The sequence below is a fragment of the Deinococcus multiflagellatus genome (assembly GCF_020166415.1).
GTDB lineage: Bacteria > Deinococcota > Deinococci > Deinococcales > Deinococcaceae > Deinococcus > Deinococcus multiflagellatus.
The window spans coordinates 143,633-162,294 of the sequence record NZ_JAIQXV010000005.1; the positions used below are offsets into that span (position 1 = coordinate 143,633).

18 protein-coding genes are annotated in these 18,662 nt (G+C 65.0%); 4 read left to right on the top strand and 14 right to left on the bottom strand.

The window, feature by feature from the left end:
• Window positions 1–443 precede the first annotated feature (443 nt).
• Window positions 444–1,550, bottom strand: coding sequence for a TlpA family protein disulfide reductase (locus K7W41_RS09150; protein WP_224607172.1), 1,107 nt, complete (start codon window positions 1,548–1,550; stop codon window positions 444–446).
• 198 nt (window positions 1,551–1,748) lie between these two features.
• On the opposite strand from K7W41_RS09150, the gene K7W41_RS09155 reads away from it, so the two are divergent.
• Window positions 1,749–3,443: a hypothetical protein gene (locus tag K7W41_RS09155; protein WP_224607174.1), complete on the top strand. Its 1,695-nt coding sequence runs from the start codon at window positions 1,749–1,751 to the stop codon at window positions 3,441–3,443.
• 34 nt (window positions 3,444–3,477) lie between these two features.
• Here the strand turns inward: K7W41_RS09155 and K7W41_RS09160 are convergent, their stop codons facing one another.
• The 4 genes from K7W41_RS09160 to K7W41_RS09175 form a co-directional block, all read right to left on the bottom strand.
• Window positions 3,478–4,041: an HD domain-containing protein gene (locus tag K7W41_RS09160; RefSeq protein ID WP_224607176.1), complete on the bottom strand. Its 564-nt coding sequence runs from the start codon at window positions 4,039–4,041 to the stop codon at window positions 3,478–3,480.
• Between the two features lie 19 nt (window positions 4,042–4,060).
• Window positions 4,061–4,969: an ROK family protein gene (locus tag K7W41_RS09165; RefSeq protein ID WP_224607177.1), complete on the bottom strand. Its 909-nt coding sequence runs from the start codon at window positions 4,967–4,969 to the stop codon at window positions 4,061–4,063.
• Between the two features lie 172 nt (window positions 4,970–5,141).
• Complete coding sequence (locus tag K7W41_RS09170) at window positions 5,142–5,426, bottom strand: hypothetical protein (protein WP_224607179.1); 285 nt, start codon at window positions 5,424–5,426, stop codon at window positions 5,142–5,144.
• On the bottom strand, window positions 5,423–5,869 hold the full coding sequence (locus K7W41_RS09175) for an acyl-CoA thioesterase (RefSeq protein WP_224607181.1): 447 nt from the start codon (window positions 5,867–5,869) through the stop codon (window positions 5,423–5,425). Before K7W41_RS09175 ends, K7W41_RS09170 begins: the two co-directional genes overlap by 4 nt.
• A gap of 99 nt (window positions 5,870–5,968) precedes the next feature.
• Between K7W41_RS09175 and K7W41_RS09180 the strand changes: the two genes are divergently transcribed.
• Window positions 5,969–6,349: a cell division protein FtsB gene (locus tag K7W41_RS09180; protein ID WP_224607183.1), complete on the top strand. Its 381-nt coding sequence runs from the start codon at window positions 5,969–5,971 to the stop codon at window positions 6,347–6,349.
• Between the two features lie 357 nt (window positions 6,350–6,706).
• Here K7W41_RS09180 and K7W41_RS09185 read toward each other — a convergent pair whose 3' ends face one another.
• From K7W41_RS09185 to K7W41_RS09225, 9 genes are all read right to left on the bottom strand, one after another.
• Window positions 6,707–8,011: a thymidine phosphorylase gene (locus K7W41_RS09185; protein WP_224607185.1), complete on the bottom strand. Its 1,305-nt coding sequence runs from the start codon at window positions 8,009–8,011 to the stop codon at window positions 6,707–6,709.
• Between the two features lie 69 nt (window positions 8,012–8,080).
• The gene (locus K7W41_RS09190) at window positions 8,081–8,512 is read right to left on the bottom strand and encodes a DUF4279 domain-containing protein (protein ID WP_224607187.1); all 432 of its coding nucleotides are present in this window, start codon (window positions 8,510–8,512) and stop codon (window positions 8,081–8,083) included.
• On the bottom strand, window positions 8,509–8,964 hold the full coding sequence (locus tag K7W41_RS09195; RefSeq protein WP_224607189.1) for a (4Fe-4S)-binding protein: 456 nt from the start codon (window positions 8,962–8,964) through the stop codon (window positions 8,509–8,511). The genes K7W41_RS09190 and K7W41_RS09195 overlap by 4 nt, the downstream gene beginning before the upstream one ends.
• The gene (locus tag K7W41_RS09200; RefSeq protein WP_318010904.1) at window positions 8,961–12,101 is read right to left on the bottom strand and encodes a type I restriction endonuclease subunit R; all 3,141 of its coding nucleotides are present in this window, start codon (window positions 12,099–12,101) and stop codon (window positions 8,961–8,963) included. The genes K7W41_RS09195 and K7W41_RS09200 overlap by 4 nt, the downstream gene beginning before the upstream one ends.
• The gene (locus K7W41_RS09205; RefSeq protein WP_224607194.1) at window positions 12,076–12,729 is read right to left on the bottom strand and encodes a hypothetical protein; all 654 of its coding nucleotides are present in this window, start codon (window positions 12,727–12,729) and stop codon (window positions 12,076–12,078) included. The genes K7W41_RS09200 and K7W41_RS09205 overlap by 26 nt, the downstream gene beginning before the upstream one ends.
• Complete coding sequence (locus K7W41_RS09210) at window positions 12,729–13,952, bottom strand: restriction endonuclease subunit S (RefSeq protein ID WP_224607196.1); 1,224 nt, start codon at window positions 13,950–13,952, stop codon at window positions 12,729–12,731. The genes K7W41_RS09205 and K7W41_RS09210 overlap by 1 nt, the downstream gene beginning before the upstream one ends.
• The gene (locus K7W41_RS09215) at window positions 13,942–14,985 is read right to left on the bottom strand and encodes a PDDEXK nuclease domain-containing protein (RefSeq protein ID WP_224607198.1); all 1,044 of its coding nucleotides are present in this window, start codon (window positions 14,983–14,985) and stop codon (window positions 13,942–13,944) included. The genes K7W41_RS09210 and K7W41_RS09215 overlap by 11 nt, the downstream gene beginning before the upstream one ends.
• Window positions 14,975–16,612, bottom strand: coding sequence for a type I restriction-modification system subunit M (locus K7W41_RS09220; RefSeq protein WP_224607200.1), 1,638 nt, complete (start codon window positions 16,610–16,612; stop codon window positions 14,975–14,977). The genes K7W41_RS09215 and K7W41_RS09220 overlap by 11 nt, the downstream gene beginning before the upstream one ends.
• 39 nt (window positions 16,613–16,651) lie before the next feature.
• Window positions 16,652–17,608, bottom strand: coding sequence for a helix-turn-helix transcriptional regulator (locus K7W41_RS09225; RefSeq protein ID WP_224607202.1), 957 nt, complete (start codon window positions 17,606–17,608; stop codon window positions 16,652–16,654).
• Window positions 17,609–17,695: 87 nt separating this feature from the next.
• Between K7W41_RS09225 and K7W41_RS09230 the strand changes: the two genes are divergently transcribed.
• Together K7W41_RS09230 and K7W41_RS09235 are read left to right on the top strand one after the other, a co-directional pair.
• Window positions 17,696–18,178 carry a DinB family protein gene (locus K7W41_RS09230; RefSeq protein WP_224607204.1) on the top strand — a complete coding sequence of 161 codons (483 nt, stop codon included), beginning with the start codon at window positions 17,696–17,698 and terminating at the stop codon, window positions 18,176–18,178.
• On the top strand, window positions 18,178–18,660 hold the full coding sequence (locus K7W41_RS09235) for a DinB family protein (RefSeq protein ID WP_224607206.1): 483 nt from the start codon (window positions 18,178–18,180) through the stop codon (window positions 18,658–18,660). Before K7W41_RS09230 ends, K7W41_RS09235 begins: the two co-directional genes overlap by 1 nt.
• Window positions 18,661–18,662 lie beyond the last annotated feature (2 nt).

Here is an 18,662-nt window from a genome sequence, read left to right on the forward strand (position 1 = left end):
AGATACAAGAAGCCCGGAATAGCCCCTCTCTATGGCGCAGCTCTCTCATTTCGATCTTGGCGGGTATCTGCAAAAGAACACCTGAAAGATTTCAAACCGGGACAACAGAGATAGCTGAAGCAGGAATACACCGAAAAGGTGTATTCCCTGACTTTTAGAGCGTGATCAGCAGGTGCCGCAATCGCCGTTAAATAGGTCTTCGGTCGAAGTTTTGCAGCTGCCATCGGGATTACTGCTGTAGTAGGTCACTTTTTTCCAGGGATATTTGGACAGCCAGAGAAACCCACACCGAGAACACGACGACTGGACAACGTAGCCAGAGCACGCAGCGCTGGCAAGAGGTGCGAAGGCGACAGAAAGAGCAGCGACGGTAACAAAGCGGCGAACAGTATTTTTCATAAAAATCCTTTGTCAGCGTGAACACACGCACGTGACCTGGTTGTTTAGTCCTTCAACTTGGAGAGCAGTTGATCGGCGGTACGGAACTGAAGGTCATAGTACTCAGCATTCTTGGTCTTAAGCGCAAGGAACGGCGTATTGCCAATAAGTTTACCGTGGTCGAGCAAATAGAGGCTGGGAAAGGTTCTGACGTTCCAAGCCCGGAAGAGTTGCGAACGTTCCAGGGCGTTTGTTTTTGCATCCTGAACGTTGACCGAGCCATCGGGCGCCCGTTCAACTTGGAGCTTGGGTTGATCGGCCTGCACAAACATCACGCCGTATCCTGCCGCCTTCCAACGACGTATATACGGGGCCGCAGCTTCTTTCCAGGGAACACAGACATCACAGCTTGGACTGGAGAAAAACAGCAGGCTTGTTGGCCGTTTGAGTTCTGTCACGAGCATGGGGGGAAGGTTGATTGATTTTGCTCGGCCCAGCAATGATTCGCCTGGCGTCAGAGGCTGCTCTGGATTAGGGCGAACAGCGCCCGCGCCGCCTTGCACATAGGCATTGACAGCCCGCACGACGTCTTCAGTGCCCAGACCAATGGTGTTGCTGCTGTAGAGAATTTTCTGCTGATCATCGAGGAGGAACGCGTAGCCAGCGCGGTGAATTCCTGCCTGGTCGAGCAGTGGCTGGGGGTCTGGTGTATCAGGCTGCGTGGTGTCGAGAAGCGCCACGGACCGGTCAAACTCCTGAAGCTGTCGGTCGGCAGCAGGGGTGTTGAACTCGTTGACCGGGTGATACACCACATGAACGAGCTGAATCCGGCCCTTGAGCACACCATGCAGCGCTTTCACTTGCGGAGCAAACTCAGTGCCGAAGGTCAGGAGCATGGGCCGAGTCCAGTCCGGCGCCTTGAAGCCCGGGCTCACGGGAAAGTTCAGGCGTGCTAACTGCTGGCCTTCATGCCGTGGAACGGTTTGCCTGGATTGCTCGAAATCTGCTGCGAGCTGACTGGTCGCAATGGCTATGGACTTTGAGTCGTCGCCACGCTGCGCGGGAGGCCGCGTCAGCAGGTAGGCGCCGGTGGCCGCACCCACCAGCAGGGCGCCGGCCACCAGGGGCAACAGCAGGCGAGGTTTGGATGTTCTTGGACTGGCGGTCAGCATAGTGCAGTTTGCTCCAGAAAGGCCCGGCAAAGTGGCGTGTGGGGAGCCGCTGGCGTGGTTACCATGACTGCAGGCGCCGGAAGACGCGGCTTCACACACGGTCCCGAGTCCCCTTTCTCCTCTGCCGATGCCCAACTTATGACCGAAAGCCCTACCAGCATGACCAGCAGTGATCGCGCGCTCCGCATGTCGCCTCCTGTGGACGGACTTCGCTTCCGTCTTTCTGAAGACCACGTTAAGGAGGGGGCGCTGACAGACCGTTTAAAGGCGGTGCGGGCCGCGTTTAAACGGCACTTCCCCGAGGTGCAGCTGCTCAGCGCCCTGGAAGAGTGCCTGGCCCTGGGCGACGCGGCCCTGGTGCGCGACCTGATGGCCAGCGCCAGCGCGCCCACCGCCGAGGACCTGCGGGTGCTGGGCATTGCCCACCGGCTGCTGGGCGACGTCATTGCCTCGGAGCAGACGCTTGAGCGCGCCATTGCCCAGGGTGCGGCTGCCGCGCGCATTGATCTGGCCCGGACCTACAGCCTGACCGAACGAAAAGAGGACGCCTGGCAAGAATTGCAGCTGCTGGACATCGCGGCGTTGCCGGCCCAGGACCAGGCCTACGCCTACCGCCTGCGCGCCGAACTGCGCAGCGATCTCGATTCCTTTGAGGCGGCCCTGCCCGACGCGCGGCTGGCCTGCCGCATTGCCAATGGCCTGCCGCAGCGCGCCGTGGTGCTGCCCTGGTGTCAGATCACCCTGGCTGTCACCTATGAGCAGTTGGGCGAGGATCACCGCGCGCTGCATCTGCTGGAGCAGCTGGGCGAGCTGCCGGTGTACGGTTACCCCTACCATCTGGTCAACAGCGCGCGGGTGCTGCTGCAACTGGGCCGCCTTGAAGACGCCCGGGCCCTGATCCTGTACCTGCGCACGCAGGTGCACACGGCCCAGGCCCGGCGCACGTGGCAGCGGCTGCAGGCCGATCTGCTGTGGCTTCAGGGCGACCTGAGCGCCGCCCTGGCCGTCAACCAGCAGGCCGCACAGGACGCGGAGCGCGACTTTAATGCGCTGCAGGCCGTCAAGGCGTACCTGCGCGTGGCGCTGCTCGCCGCGCACCTGGGCGCGCCAGACACGGCCCTGCGGGCGCTGGCCCGGGCCGAGGTGCTCGCCGGTTCCCGGGGGATGCGCTCACTGGTGCTGGGCTACGGCGCGTCGGTTCGGCTGCGCCTGGGGCACCTGACGCCAGAAGCGGCCCTGCAGACCCTGCACGCCGCGCGCGACCAGCTGGCCCAGCGGGCCGAGCGGCCCGATGAACGCGACATGCAGCTGCATGCCTGCGAAGCGGCGCGTCACCTGGGCCCCGAGGCCCTGGCGCGCGAGCTGGAGCACCTGCGTGCCCTGATGCGTGCCGCCGGGCACCCCGCCATGCTGGCGCGCAGCTGGCACCTGCTGCCGGACCTGGCGGCCCAGCTGCGCCCAGGTGACCCCGCCCTGCTGGGGCCCGCCGTACAGCCCCCAGCGCTGCGCCTGCTGACCCTGAACCGGGCCGACCTGATGCGCGGCGACAGGGTGGTGCGCCTGGGGGTGCGGCGGGGTGTGGAGGTGCTGGCCTACCTGCTGCACTTTGGGCCGCGTTCCCTGGAACTGATTCTGCGGGATGTGTTTGGTGATCTGGACCGCACCAAAGGGCGCAATCAGTTTCACCAGTTGCGCCTCCGGCTGCGCGAGCTGGCCCCAGAGCTTAGCCTGGAGTACGGCGGCGGCCTGTACCACCTGCGGGGTCAGGAGGCCCTGTGGTGGGACGTCACCGGGACAGCGCAGCCGAACATGGCTCATTTTCTCCCTGCGTGCGGCTCTGACTGGGCACAGGAACTGGCCCTGGCTGTTCCGGAGGCAGGGGGCGGGCACTGACGGGGACGCGGCCAGGCGCCCGCCCATTGCGCCCTCACAGCCGGGCGAGGGCCCCGGCCAGATTCGCCCGTGCCTGTTCTTCCAACCCCGCGAATTCCGGGGTGGTGTAGATGCGACTGCGGTTCAGGAACCCCTGCAGCACCTTGCGCCGCCCCATGCGGTACAGCGGCCCGGGCACATGGCGGTACTCCTGGCGAATGGCCGCGTCATAGGCGGCGAATTTGGCCGGGCTGGCGCCCAGAATGCCCAGATCGGCGTCTACCAGCAGGGCCTCCTCGCGCGTGGCCGGCAAGGCCCGGTGCTGGGTGGCCAGAATGAGGGCGCGCACCTGGGCCACCAGATCAGTAGGCGCGCCCTGACCGGCCAACCACGCCCCAAAGACCTCCGCGCTGCGGGCCTCGTTGTCCCTCGCGCGCGGGTCATAGATCAGGTCGTGCCCCCAGACCGCCAGCGCCAGGGCAGGGGAGAGCACGCCCCGCGAACCCAGGGCGCCCAGCACCGCCTCCACATGGGCGGCGTTGTGGTAGGCGCGGTGGGCTTCAGCATAAAAGGGCCGGGCGTAAGCTTCGGCAGCGCCGAGCAGGGCGTCGGGGTTCACGGGGCCTCCTGGCAGGCGCTTACCCGTGCCGCGCCGCCAGGGCCGCGCCGATCACACCGGCATTGCCGCCCAGTTGCGCGCGGCGGATGGTGACCGGCGCAAAGCCCTGGGCGTACTCATCCGCGGCGGCCTGCACGCCGTGGAAGAAGTAGTCGCCCACGCTGGCCACGCCGCCCCCCAGCACAAACACTTCGGGGTCCAGAATCTTCTGCAGGTCGGCCAGGGCCATGCCGATGTGCCGCAGCGCCTGGGCCACCACGCGCCGGGCGCCAGGGTGGCCCTGCTGGGCCAGGGCAAAGGCCTCGGCGGTGGTGACCTCGCGGTTCAGGGCGTAACTGGCGTCGCGGGCGATGGCGGTGCCGCTGGCCACCGCTTCCAGCGCGCCGTCCAGCCCGGTGCCGCTCACCGGGCCGCCGGGCAGCGCGGTCACGTGGCCGATCTCGCCCGCAATACCGTGCCGCCCGCGCCAGATGCGACCGTTCAGCACGATGCCCGACCCAATACCGGTGCTGACCGTCACGTAGATGCTGCTCTCGGCGCCCCGGGCGGCGCCCAGGTGGGCCTCGGCCAGGGCGGCGGCCTTGGCGTCGTTTTCCAGCACCACGCGCTGGCCCAGGCGGTCACGCAGGCCGTCCACCAGCGGCACATCGGTAAAGCCGTAGATGTTCGGCGCGAACTTCACGCGGGTGCGGTCGGCGTTCAGGGGGCCGGGAATGCCCACGCCGATCAGGCGGGCTTCGGGGTGGTGTTCCTGCAGGCGCTGAACCTCGCCGGCAATGGCGTCCAGCACGGCCTTCCAGCCGGTTTCGGGGGTGGGCACCACATGGGGGTCATGCAGCTCGTCGCCGCGCAGCACGCCGCTGGCGATCTTGGTGCCGCCGACATCAATACCAATGCTGATCTGCTCTGGGGAGAACGGTGAACTCATGGAGGCTCCGGGCTGGGGAGAAGCGCCGCGTGGCGCGGCGAACAGGCGGGAAGGGGGCAGGCGAAAAAAACTTCTCCGAACTTTAGCTGAAGCGCTTTCCGGGCGCTCAGGGCTCCTCTGGATAGGGGCGGGGGAGCCCAGGTGGCGGCCGGGGGACCAGCGGAGTGCTGGCCTAGCCCTCGTCGGCGCCGTCGCCCTCGTCGTTCAGGCCCAGCAGGACCAGGGCTTCAGGGAGCTGCACCTCGGGCACGTACAGGCCCACATCGCCCATGTAGCCGCCGGTTTCGATTTCAATGACCGGGCTGCCCATGGACCACTGAAACGGGGTGCGCACCACACTCACCACCCCGCCGGCGGACAGGGTGCGCCGCCAGCCCTCGGCCAGCAGGCGGGGCAGGGTGTCCAGGCGCACCCAGGGGTCGCCCTGGTACAACACCCGGTCTTCAAAATGGGTCATGCCCGGACCAGCCAGGGGGCAACCTGGGCTTTCAGGTCCTCGGGCAGCGGTTCGGGGCGGCCCTGGTCGTCCACCCGCACCACCACGGAGCGCGAAAAGGCGCAGGGCACGCCATCGGCCAGAATGCGCGACACGCTGGTCCAGCTGGTGCGGCCGGTGCGCTCCACCAGCGTCTCGATCAGCACCTGCTGCCCGGGGCGGATGTCGCGCACGTAGTCCAGTTCCAGCCGTGCCAGCACCGAGCGCCCAGCCAGTTCAATGCCCAACTCGGCGGCCAGGGCGAGGCGGGCCACCTCCAGAAACTCGGCGTAGCGGGCGTTGTTCACGTGGCCCATGGCGTCCAGATCGCCGTACCGCAGCTGAATCTGGGTGCGGTGGGCGTCTTGCCAGTTCAGCGCGGGCACGCGCGGCGAGGCAGCGCCCTGTTCAGTGTTCCCCATCATGCGGCCCAGTGTACCGGTGGGCGCACCGGCTGTTTGGACCGCTGGGCGCCACGCTTCCAGGCTCATGCAGCCCAGGCCCCATGCACTATTCTGCCGGGCGTGACCGACGCGCCCCCACCCCCGCGCCCGGCGCGGCGCGCCTGGTGGCGGCGCGTGCAGCGCCTGCCCCTGAGCATGATGGTGGCCAGTGTGCTTGCGGCCCTGGGCATCGTGCAAATGAGCTTTCAACTGGGGCACATGGTGTACCGCAGCGTGACGTGGTCGGCCGAAACCCGCCAGACCCTGGCGCGCGTCGCGGCGCTGGAACAGGACCGGCAGGTGCTGCAAGACGCCATCCGCGCCGCCAACGATCCGGCGTACTTAGAACAGCTGGCCCGCTGCGAGGGCTACGTGGGCAAGACCGAAAAAGTCATTGTGTCCAGTACCGCCCCGCCCCCCCGCTTCCCCGGCGACAACTGCAAGGCGCTGCGGGTGCCGTAAAGGGGTTTTGGGCCATGAGCCATGGGCTTTGAGCGCTGGGGGGAGGTGGGGCCGTTCTTCCCCGGCGCCGGCAGAGCCACACGGGCGCACCTGACAATGGTGCGGACACTTTCAGCAGTCCACAAAGGACAGCCTGACCAACACGCTGTTTCTCTCCTCCCCCTCGTGGGGGACTCGTAGAGCTGCGCAGCAGAGGTCGGGAGTGGGGCGTGCCAGACGACCTTTCTTCCATGGACCACTCGCCACGCTTGCACACTGTCCGCACCATTGACCTGCCCTGAAAGCGCGGAGGACCGGGCCACCCTCCCCGGTCCTCCCTCATGGCTCATGGCCCACAGCTCATGGCTTACGGCCTCCTCAATTCACGCGGTCCAGAATCAGCGGCTCGGCTTCGGGGGCGGCCTCGCTGATCTCCAGGCCGGCGCTCAGCAACTGCTGGGCGGTGTCCAGGCCGCGCCCGTCTCGGTGGTAGATGCGCAGCACGGCCTCGCCCGCCGCCACCGCCTCGCCGGGTTTTTTCAGCAGTTCCACACCCACGCCGTGGTCAATGGCCTCACCCTTGCGCTCGCGGCCGCCGCCCAGGGCCAGCACCGCGCGGCCCACGCCCAGGGCGTCCACCCGGGCCACGAAGCCGGCTGTGGGGGCGGTCACGTCCGCGCGGCCAGGGGCCACGTCGAACTTCGCCGGGTCGTCCACATAGCTGGCGTCGCCGCCCTGCGCGGCCACGAAGGCACGGAACCGCTCAAGCGCGCTGCCGTCCTGCAGGGTCTGGCGGGCGCGGGCTTCGGCCTGGGCCTCATCCTCGCCGTGGGCGGCCAGGGCTTCCACCGCCAGGGCCACACACAGTTCGGTGAGGTCGTGGGGCCCCTGGCCGCGCAGGGTGTCCAGGGCTTCTTGCACTTCCAGGCTGTTGCCCGCCATGTGGCCCAGGGGCGTGTCCATGTCGGTGAGGACCGCGCGCACCTGCCGCCCGGCGCGGGTGCCAATGTCCACCATGGCGCGCGCCAGCCCCCGGCCGTCGTCCAGTGTGCGCATGAACGCCCCGGCGCCCACCTTCACGTCCAGCACCACCGTGTGCGCCCCGGAGGCCAGCTTCTTGCTCATGATGGAGCTGGCAATGAGGGGCAGGCAGTCCACGGTGGCGGTCACGTCGCGCAGGGCGTACAGCTTGCCGTCGGCGGGGGCGAGGTCCTTGCTCTGGCCCACCAGGGCGAGACCAATCTCGCGCGCCTGGCGCAGGAAGGGCTCTTCTTCCAGCTCGGGGCTCCAGCCGGGAATGCTTTCCAGCTTGTCAATGGTGCCGCCGGTGTGGGCCAAGCCGCGCCCGCTCATCTTGGCCACGGTCAGGCCCAGGGCGGCCAGCATGGGGGTCAGGATCAGGCTGGTCTTGTCGCCCACGCCGCCGGTGGAGTGCTTGTCCACCGTGCGTTCCAGCGTGCCCAGGTTCATCAGGTCGCCGCTCTCGGCCATCACCATCGTCAGGTCGGCGGTTTCCTGTTCGGCCATGCCGCGCAGAAACACGGCCATCAGCCACGCGCTCATCTGGTAGTCGGGCACCTCGCCCCGGGTGTAGCCCAGGACCAGCTGTTCCAGTTCGGCGCGCGTGTGCGTCTGGCCGTCGCGCTTCTTGCGAATGAGGTCGGGGATGTTGTGTGCGGTCATAGCGCAGTTTACGTCCAGGGGACGGAAAGGGGGCCGGGGTCGGCTTCAGGGGGCAGACGAAGCGTCAAGTTATGGATCAGCGTAAAGGTCAATGTCCAGTGCCGCACCAATGGCGCCCAGGCGGGCCATTTGCTGGCCATTCAGGTGAAGAGCTGGGCTAGAGGTGGTCGCAGGGTCCCATTTCGCCACCACAACCAGTTCCAGATTCAGCCCCAGGTCGGTCACGGCCTGCCCCAGCACGTTGAGTTGCCCCTCTGTTTCGGCCAGCACTTCTTCGACCAGCGGCTCCAGATAAAATGCTGGCTGTTCTGGCAGGCCAAAGGCCCAATGGTCGCAGACGGGCACCGTGCGGCCAGCAAAGCGGGGGTCCACGGCGCTACGTTCGCCCCGCCGCCACGACCGGGTCGGCGTCAGGCCCACGCGCACCGTGAATTCATCTGGGTCAAAGTCGCCCATCACCGACAGATAGACGTGCATCAGTGGCGTGGGTTCTGCGGTCATCCCTCTCCACTGGTCCAGCCCACCTTCGCGTGGGTGCCGTCGCAGTAGGGCTTGTTCTCGCTCTGGCCGCAGCGGCACAGCGCCGCGCGCACGTCGCGCACCTCGCCGCCGGGGGTGTGGAGGGTCAGGTTGCCGCGAAGCACCAGGGGGCCGTCGGGCAACGGGGTAATGGTGGTGGGCTGCTGGGGCGCCTCGGGGCTTTCGCCGTCCAGAGCGTAGTGCAGCGCGCCAGTGGGGCAGGTGCGGACCACGGCGGCGATGGCCTGGGGGTCGGCGTTCTTCACCTGAATCCAGGGCCGCTCTTGGGGCCGGAACACCTCGGGCAGGCCGCGCACGCAGTTGGCCACATGCACGCAGCGCTGGGCGTCGTAGTAGACGGTGACGCCGTGGCCCGGATACGCCTTGCCCTGGGCCAGATCGGCGGTGGTGGGAAGCGGGCCGTCGGGGGTCATGGGCTAGTGTAGCGGTCGGAATTGGCAGACTGGGCCATGAGTTCGGCCTGTTTCAGCACCAAGGCGCTGGCATCGTCGGTCTTCTCAGGCGGATAGCCGTAGCGTTTGAGCACCTTCTTGACCATCAGGCGCAGCTTGGCCCGGGACTGTTCCCGCAGCGCCCAGTCAATCGTGACGTTGCGCCGCACCGTGGCTGCAATTTCCCGGGCGATCTCGTACAGCACGGCGTCGCCCATGACCTGCACTGCGCTGTCACTGACCCCAAGCGCATCGTAAAAGGCGATTTCATCCTGAGACAGTCCCAGATTCTCACCGCGCGCCTGTGCCTCTCTGTACTCGCGGGCCATGTCCAGCAATTCTTCGATGACCTGCGCCGCTTCAATGCTGCGGTTCTGGTAGCGGGCAATGGCTTCTTCCAGCTTGTCGCTGAATTTCTGAGATTCCACGGCGTTGCGGCGCGAGCGGGTGCGGATTTCATCTTTGAGCAGGCGTTCGAGCAGTTCCACCGCCAGATTCCGCTGCGGCAGGTGACGCACTTCTTCCAGAAAGCCGTCCGACAGAATGGAGAGATCGGGCCGCTTGAGGCCGGCCGCCTGGAACACGTCCACCACGCCGTCGGGCGCTACCGCCCGTTCCACCAGTTGCTGCACGGCGTGGTTGACGTCGTGGCGGGCCTGGCGGCGCTCCACCGTTTCCCCCTTACTCAAGGCCGCCCGCACCGTTTGCAGGTAGACGATTTCCTCGCGCAGTTCCAGGGCGTCGGGGTGCGGCACGGCCAGGGCGTACGCCTGCCCCAGCGCCAGAACTTCACGAATGAAGCGCTCCTTGACGGCCTGCCGCTTGCCGATCACGAAGTCCTGACCGTCGGCAATCAGCCGCACGCGTTCGGCAGGGCTGGCGGCGGCAAAGTCGCTGTAATCGAAGCCATGCAGGATGCCGCGGACCACGTCCAGCTTCTCCTGCATGATGTCCAGGGCTGCTTCAAAGTTGCGGGTGGGCTCGCCCTGTCCCGCCGATTCCGTATAGATGCGCAGGGCTTCTTTCAGGCTGCTGGCCAGCCCCAGGTAGTCCACCACCAGCCCGCCCTGCTTGCCGCCGAACACGCGGTTCACGCGGGCAATCGCCTGCATCAGGTTATGGCCCTGCATCGGTTTGTCGAGGTACATGGTGTGCAGACTGGGCACATCAAACCCGGTCAGCCACATGTCGCGCACGATCACCAGTTGCAGGGGGCTGTCCGCCTTGCGGAAGTGATCGGCAATGGCCGCGTTGCGAGGCTTGCTGCGGATGTGCCGCTGCCACTCGCGCTCCTGGGTGGCGTCGCCGGTCATGACCACCTTGACCACGCCCTCCAAGTCGCCGTCACCCTGCCAGTGTGGGCGCAGGCGGATGATCTCGTCGTACAGAGCCACGCAGATGCGCCGCGACATGCCCACGATCATGCCTTTGCCCGGCATGACCTCCTGCCGCGCTTCAAAGTGCGCCACCAGATCGGCCGCCACCAGGCGGATGCGCTCTGGGGCGCCCACCAGCGCTTCCAGGGCCGCCCATTTGCTTTTTAACTTCTCGCGGCTGGCCACTTCCTCGTGCTCGGTGATGGTGTCGAATTCGGTGTCCAGCGTGTCCCACACCGTGTTCTCGGGCTTGATGCGGATGAGGCGCGCCTCGTAGTAGATGGGCACGGTGGCGCCGTCCTCTACCGCACGCTGTACGTCGTACACATCAATGTATTCACCGAAAATCTTACGGGTGTCGGCGTCTTTCAGGGCAATAGGCGTGCCGGTAAAGCCTAGGAAGGTGGCGTTCGGCAGGGCGTCGCGGATGTGCTTGGCAAAGCCGTAGGAGATTTCGCCGGTTTTCGCGTTGGTTTTTGCGTCCAGGCCGTACTGGCTGCGGTGCGCTTCGTCGGCAATGACCACCACGTTGGCGCGCTCCGACAGGGTGGGGAAGGTGTCGCCCCTATCCTCGGGCATGAACTTCTGAATGGTCGTAAAGATCACGCCGCCTGCCGCCCGGCTGCCCAGTTCCTCGCGCAGCTTGGCGCGGCTGTCGGCCTGCACGGGCACTTGCCGCAGCAGGTCGGCGCAGCGGCTGAAGGTGCCGAACAGCTGGTCGTCCAGGTCGTTGCGGTCGGTCAGGACCACCAGGGTGGGGTTCTGCAACTGGGGCTGCACCACCAGCTTGCCCGCAAAGAACACCATGCTCAGGCTCTTGCCGCTGCCCTGGGTGTGCCACACCACCCCGCCCTTGCGGCTGCCGCCTTCTGCGGAGGCCTCCACCGTTTTCTGCACGGCCCGCAGCACCGCATGGTACTGGTGGTACGCCGCCACCTTCTTCGTGACCTGCGGGCCGTCCAGTTCAAAGACAATGAAATGCCGCAGCAGGTCCAGCAGCACAGCCGGGGCCAGCGCGCCCTTCAGCAGCGTTTCCAGGCTTTCGGGCAGCACCTCGCGCCCTGTGATCGTCTTCCACGGCTGGAAACGCTCGAATGGCGCTCCCAGCACCCCCAGCCGCGCGTGTGTGCCGTCCGAGATCACCAGCAGGGCGTTATAAGCCATCAGGCGGGGCAACTGGTCCTGATAGGTCTGAAGCTGCGCAAATGCCTTTTCAATGGTGGCCTGTTCGTCGCGCGTGTTCTTGAATTCCAGCACCACCAGTGGCAGGCCGTTCACAAACAGCACCACGTCCGGGCGGCGGTTCACCGGCCCGTCCACCACCGTGAACTGGTTAACCGCCAGGAACGAGTTACGAGACGGCTGGGCGAAGTCAATAACCTGCAAGTGCTCGGCCCGCGTGCCGCCCAGCCCGTCGGGCAGTTCCACGCGCACGCCGCCCACGATCAGGGCGTGCAGTTCGCGGTTGGCGTGGGGCAGATTAGGCGGCAGTTCCGGGTTGGCCAGCAGCCGCACCGCTTCGGCCACCGCCGGGGCGGAAGCGGCAGGGTTGAGCTGATGCAGGGCCGCGCGCAAGCGGTCTACCAATAGGACTTCAGAGAAGGAGTCCCGTTCGGCTCTAGACTCACCCGGCGCAATATCCGCTCCAGACTCGTACGAGAAGCCAAGCTGACTCAGCCACTCCAAGGCGGCAAGTTCAACGGTGGATTCGTTATAACTACTCATTTTCCAGGCCCTGACCATTCCGCCGCGCCTGAATGGCTAGCGCCAAGTCTCTATAGGCAATTCGGTCAAACGAGAAAAGGAGGTCGCTGGCATAAAAAGAAGTATCTCCGAAGGATATGACGCCAAATTCATCATCAAGCAACATATCGTACTCATCACTTTTGTTCGGTAAGTCGTGGTGCGGGTCAAGTTGCGAGATGCGTGCGTCTACCTCGGACTGAACATCCTGAATGTCATACAACATTCCAAAGACCCACATAGCAGCACTTCTAACGCCGCTCAAGACCTCATTTGTTGGAACCGCTGCTTGCCCATCATGATATTGCCCATTTCTTATAGAATGATAGTATGTCATGTGCTGTTTGTCGTGTAGAATTGGGATATTTCTCCCGCGACACTCATGCTCTATAAAGTCTAGCTTTGTATGAAAATAATTGTCCATCCATTGTGATTTCTGGGCTCTGGTGTATTGCCGTCCACCGCGCAGGATGTCGTTCAAAGAAAGGTAATTCATAACCGATACTTCGATAGAATTGTCGTAACTAATTAGCGCCATTCGGCGATCAAAATCCCCCGCAGCCCGATAGTGGGTCTCTGCATGAACGAGAAGCTCGAACGGTCCATATACCCATGCTGGAACAGGCATTATTGGATTCCCTCCCACCCACTCACATCCACTTCCCCCGAGAGCAGCCGAGGCAGCAGCGTATCGCGGATGGAGGAGAGGTGGGCGGATTCGCGAATGTTGTATTTCATGTGTCCGAGAATGGGGATAGTCAGTCTGCCAAACGCAACAGCAACGTCACTAGGAGGCAGCATCATCGGGGCAGTGATGATGTCAGCAGGGCGCACGCGCTGGTGACTATTTGAGGTTCCAGACGCTTGTTCCGCCAGGGATTTTGAGAAGGACTCATCTTTCAGAGCCGTAAGGAGCAGCGGATAGAATTCGCTCTGGCGGGCAATCAGCGGGATAAATTCTGTTGAGCACACTTTGAAGTCTGCATCTGCCACCTTGTCGGTATCCCAGATACGTGGCGTAGCTGGGTTCAGTTTGGAAACCAGAACAGCGCCCTCTGGAATAAGGAACTTATTACTCTTGATCGCTGAACCGCGCTCAAGGGTTGGTCGGTTTTCAGCGTCGAATGCAGGAATGCTGAAGTGCGCAAATCTGGCGTCGGGCTGAATGCTTGGGTCAATTTGCTCCTTCGTCTGTTGAGCAATGTCGCCAACTGTTCCAACCCTCCACCCCCTCGGGACTTCCCGCCCGTCCACCTCTTCCATTTCGTCTGGAAACAGGGTCGCCGTTTCCGCGTCCATGCCCTCCGGCTGCTCGCCCCGCATCTTGGCCCGTACCGGGTCAAAGTCCACAAACCAGCTTTTGAACAGGGCGCGGGCCATCTGCTCCAGCGTGCGGTTCATCTGCCGGTTGAGTTCGATCTTGTCGTCAAAGGCGGAGAGAATGGCGGCGATTTGGCGCTGAGTGTCAGGATGAGGAATGGATACCCTGGCCTGATGAGCATGATTCCTGTTTACTCCGGGAACGCTACTTTTATCATTGAACTGGTGAAAATCGATGGTTTTTAGGAGATAGTAGACAAACTTAGGGTGGTTGCCCTTAAAGTCTTTCACATAGAGAGTAGTATTGAGTGGCCAGTAATCACCTTCAATGTAGAAGACTTCGCCGATAGTGCCGTATCGTCCTGTAACTACGCCAGGACCAGAAGCGGCAGCGCTATTGTGATAATCGGAAATACCCGATGAAGAGACTATGGGCACACTGCCTGATGAACGTTTTTGACTAGGGAGATCATGACCCCTTTGTAGAGTCAAAACGTCACCCAATGTCATTTCCCGCCACTCACTCCCCATAATTCCCACTCCCTAACCCTTCCAATACCCTTTCCAGTTCCTCGATGCTGGGCAGTTGGCCCCTCAACTCCGGCGGCAGGCTCCCGGCCAGTTCATACGTGCTGACCCCCAGGGGCCTATCCACACCGCGCAGGGCGTATTCCGCCACCACGCGGTTGTGCGTGCGGCACAGCAGCAGGCCGATGCTGGGGGCGTCGTCGGGGTGGCGCAGCAGGTCGTCGGCGGCGGCCAGGTAAAAGTTCATCTTGCCCACGTATTCGGGCTTAAATTCTCCGATCTTGAGTTCAATGACCACGTAGCAGCGCAGCCGCAGGTGGTAAAACAGCAGGTCCAGGTAAAAGTCCTCGCCGCCGACTTCCAGGTGGTACTGGCTGCCCACAAAGGCAAAGCCCACACCCAGCTCCAGCATGAAGTCGCGCAGATGGCCCAGCAGCCCGCGTTCCAGATCGCGCTCGTGCGCCTCGGCCCCCAGGCTCAGGAAGTCGAAGGTGTACGGGTCTTTCAGCAGTTGCCGCGCCAGTTCGGACTGTGGGGCGGGCAGGGCGCGGTCAAAGTTGGTGACGGCCTGCCCTTGCCGCAGGTGCAGGCGCGTGCCGATCTGGTGGACCAGCACGTTCCGGCTCCAGCCATGTTGAATGGCCGCGCGGGCGTACCACTCGCGCTGTTGCGGATCGCTGAGTTTGTCGAGCAGGACGACGTTGTGGAACCAGGGCAATTGTGCAGCAACCTGCTGCACAAACGCCGCGTCCGGCCAGGCAGCGGCAAAGGCCCGCATGTACTTCAGATTGCGGGCGCTGAACCCCTTCATCTCGGGAAACTCGCGCCGCAGGTCCTCCGAGAGCCGGTCAATGACCTTCGCGCCCCACCCGGCCTGCCCCTGACGATAAAGGATGGCCTGCCCGAGTCTCCAGTACAGCACCACCAGCTCCCGGTTGACGGCGAGCGCTGCTCGCGTCTGCGCGCTGTGAATGTGCGCCTTCAGATCACCCAGCAACTCGGCGTAGTCGGCGGGCAGGGCCAGCTCAGCCCCCATAGCCCAGCCGTTCCAGATTCGCTTTAATCACAGCCTGCAAGCGGTCGCTTTCCTCAAACTGCGTGTGCAATTCCTTGCTCAGTCGCGCCATCTTTTCCCCAAATGGCTCGGCGTCCTCTGCCTTGGCGGCGCTGCCCACATAGCGCCCCGGCGTCAGCACCCAGCCGTGTTTCTCAATGTCGTCGATGGTGGCGGCCTTGCAGAAGCCGGGAACGTCCTCGTATTCACCGTCTCCGTCGCCGCGCCAGTTGTGGTAGGCGGCCACAATGCGGGCGCGGTCCTCGCTGCTCAGGTCGCGCTCCACCCGGCTTTTCATGTAGCCCAGTTCACGGGCGTCAATAAACAGCGTCTGGCCGCTGCGGTCGCGCAGGGGGCGGCCTTCCTGCCCTTTGCCGTTTTCCTTGTTGTTCGCCAGAATCCACAGACACACGGGAATCTGCGTGGTGTAGAACAGCTGCCCCGGCATGGCCACAATGCAGTCCACCTTGTCGTGGGCAATCATGTTGCGCCGAATCTCGCCTTCGCCGCTCTGGTTGCTGCTTAAAGACCCGTTGGCCAGCACCACCCCGGCGGTGCCGTGCGGGGCGAGGTGGTACAGGATGTGTTGCAGCCACGCATAGTTGGCGTTGCTGGCCGGCGGAGTGCCGTAGCGCCAGCGGGGGTCGCCGCTCATGGGGCCGCCCCAGTTGCTCACGTTAAAGGGTGGGTTCGCCAGCACGTAGTCGGCGCGCAGGTCCGGGTGCAGGTCGTGGTGGAAGGTGTCGCCGTGGCGAATATCGGCCTCAATCCGGCGGATGGCGAGGTTCATGCGCGCCAGCTTCCAGGTGGTGTGGTTGCTTTCCTGCCCGTAAATGCTGATGTTCTCGCGGGGGGACTTGTTGACGTCGTAAGCGCCCTTGTGTTCCTCGACAAACTCCTCGCCCCTCACGAACATGCCGCCCGATCCGCACGCTGGGTCGTAGACGCGGCCCCTGAATGGGGCCAGCAGTTCCACCAGGGTCAGCACCACGCTGTCGGGGGTGTAGAACTCGCCGCCCAGCTTGCCCTCGGCGGCGGCAAAGCGCTTGAGCATGTACTGGTACACCTCGCCCAGCAGGTCGGTCTTTTTCTCGGGTTCGGTGGCCCCTTCAGCGCTGAACAGGTCACTGGGCGCGTCGCTCAGATTCTTCACCGTGCCGCCCTCGCCATAGCGGCTGATTTCGTCAATCAGGCCACTCAGCACGCGCGGCGGCAGGCTGGGCCGGGCGAAGTTTTGCTGCAGCATGCCCTTCAAAGGCTTGTTGTCGCGCTCAATGGCGGCAATCGCTCCGTCAATCAGTTGGCCAATATTGTCCTGCTTCGCGGCGGCCTTCAGCGTGTCCCAGCGCGCTTCGGGCGGCACCCAGAACACACCGCGCATGGTGTACTCGTCGCGGTCTTCGGGCAGCCCTTCAGGGTCAGCCGCGACCTCGTCCTGGGCCAACTTGAACGAATCGCTGACAAACTTCAGGAAGATCAGTGGCAGCACCACATGCTTGTACTCGGCGGCGTCAATGTGGCCGCGCAACTGGTCGGCGGTATTCCACAGCACCTCCTCCATTTTTGGGGGTGGGGTGCCAGCGTTTTTTCTGGGGCGTCCGCGTGTCATGTGCCGTCATGATAGACAGCCAGGACAGGCTTTTCCTCGTCATGCCCTGGGGCCGATATACGCCGCACATCTGGCGTGCAGGCGCACAAATTCGGCGTGCAGTTCGGGGGGGCTGTCAATGCGAAAGTCGCAGTCCAGGCCCAGCAGAAAGGCGGCAAACGAGTGCAGGTGCTCGCGCTGGCAGCGCAGGCGGGTGCCCTGCCCCTCGGGTTCCAGCTCGCTGCCCCACAGCGACACCCGGCCGCGCAGGTGTTCCGGCGGGGCGTCCAGCCACACGCTGATGTCAAAGGCGGTGGGCGGGGCCCGAAGCTGCGAGCGCAGGTAGGCGGCGGCGTCAAAGTCGGCGGGCGGGGTAAAGGTGGCGTCCAGCACGGTCAGCGCCTGCATGCGGTCCACCCGGAACGAGCGCTTCTGGCCGCGCAGGTGGCACCAGCCCACGGCGTACCAGCGGCTGTCAAAGTGCACCAGCCGGTACACGTCCACCTGCCGCTCGCTGGGCGGCGCCTCGTGCGCGGCGTAGGTCAGATGCACGGTGCGCGCCGCGCGCACGGCCCGCAGCAGGGTCGCCAGCACCTCCACCTCCACGCCCACCGCCCAGGGCGAGGCGTCCAGTTGCACGCTGCCTTCCAGCGCCCGCACGTCGTCACGCAGGGCCTGGGGCAGGCAGCGGGTCAGCTTGGCCCCGGCACTTTCGGCGGCGGGGGCCAGGGCGCCCAGGCCCAGCCCCTGCAGCGCGCGCAGGCCCAGGGCGGCGGCCAGGGCTTCTTCGGGGGTCAGCATCAGCGGGGGCAGCCGGAAGCCGGGCCGTAAGCGGTAGGCGCCGCCCACGCCCCGGCGGCCTTCCACCGGAATGCCCAGATCCTGCAGCCGGGTCACATAGCGCTGCACCGTGCGCGGGCTGACCTCCAGGCGGCGGGCCAGTTCCGCGCCGGTCACGCTCTCGCGGCCCTGCAAGAGTTCCAGCACTGTCAGCACGCGCATGGCCGGGTCGTACATGGGGCCCAGCGTACACCCCAAAGGCGACACACCCTGACGGGAATCACCATTACGCTAGAGGCAGATTCACCCCCAGGAGGTTCAAGCATGACCGCATCCGTTCTCTCGACCGCCACCGCCCTGTCTGTGCCCGACTTCCTCGCCCACTGGCAGGGGCACCGCGCCCTGACCCGCCGCGTCATTCAGGCTTTTCCCGAGGAGCAGCTGTTTACCTTCAGCGTGGGGGGCATGCGGCCCTTTGGCGTGCAGGCCACCGAAATTCATCTGGTGAGCGCCATGACGGTGGACGCCCTGCACAGCGGCCAGTGGCCCGCACCCGACTGGGCGGCTGGCCCCACCACGCAGGCCGAGCTGCTGCGCGAGTGGGACGCCCTAAGTGAGCGGCTCTCGCAGGTGGGCGCCAGCACCGACCCTGCCTTTTTCAGCGCGCGGCACGCCCTGCCCTGGGGCGAGATGCCCGGCTGGGTGGCGGCCATCTACGCCATTGACAACGAGATTCACCACCGCGCCCAGGGCTACGTGTTCCTGCGCGCCCTAGGCCTCGAGCCGCCGGCCTTTTACGAACGCTGATGCTGGGGCCGGCGCTGGCCGCCCACTGGCTGGGTCACCATCACCTGACCGCCCGCACCCTGCTGGCCTACCCCGACGAGGCGCTGTTCACCTTCTCACCCGCGCCGCCGCTGCGGGCCTTTGGCGCCATGGTGTGGGAGGTGCATGGCCAGACTGGGTACGTATTGGACGGTCTGCGCACAGGCACCTGGGGCGAGCCGAACTGGCCCGCGCTGCCCGCGCAGGACCCGGCGGCCCTGCGCGCTGCCTGGGCGGCGCAGACCGCCCGGCTCGCCCGTGAACTGCCTGCCGTGCCCGAGACGCGGTATCTGGACGTGCAGCGCACCGGCTGGGGCGAGCTGAGCGGCCTGGGTGCGGCGCTGGGCGCCATTGACAACCAGGTGCACCACCGTGCCCAGGGCTACGTGTACCTGCGGGCCCTTGGGCTTGGGCCGCCAGAATTCTGGGACCGTGACCCATCCGCTGACTTTCAAGGAGAATGAAT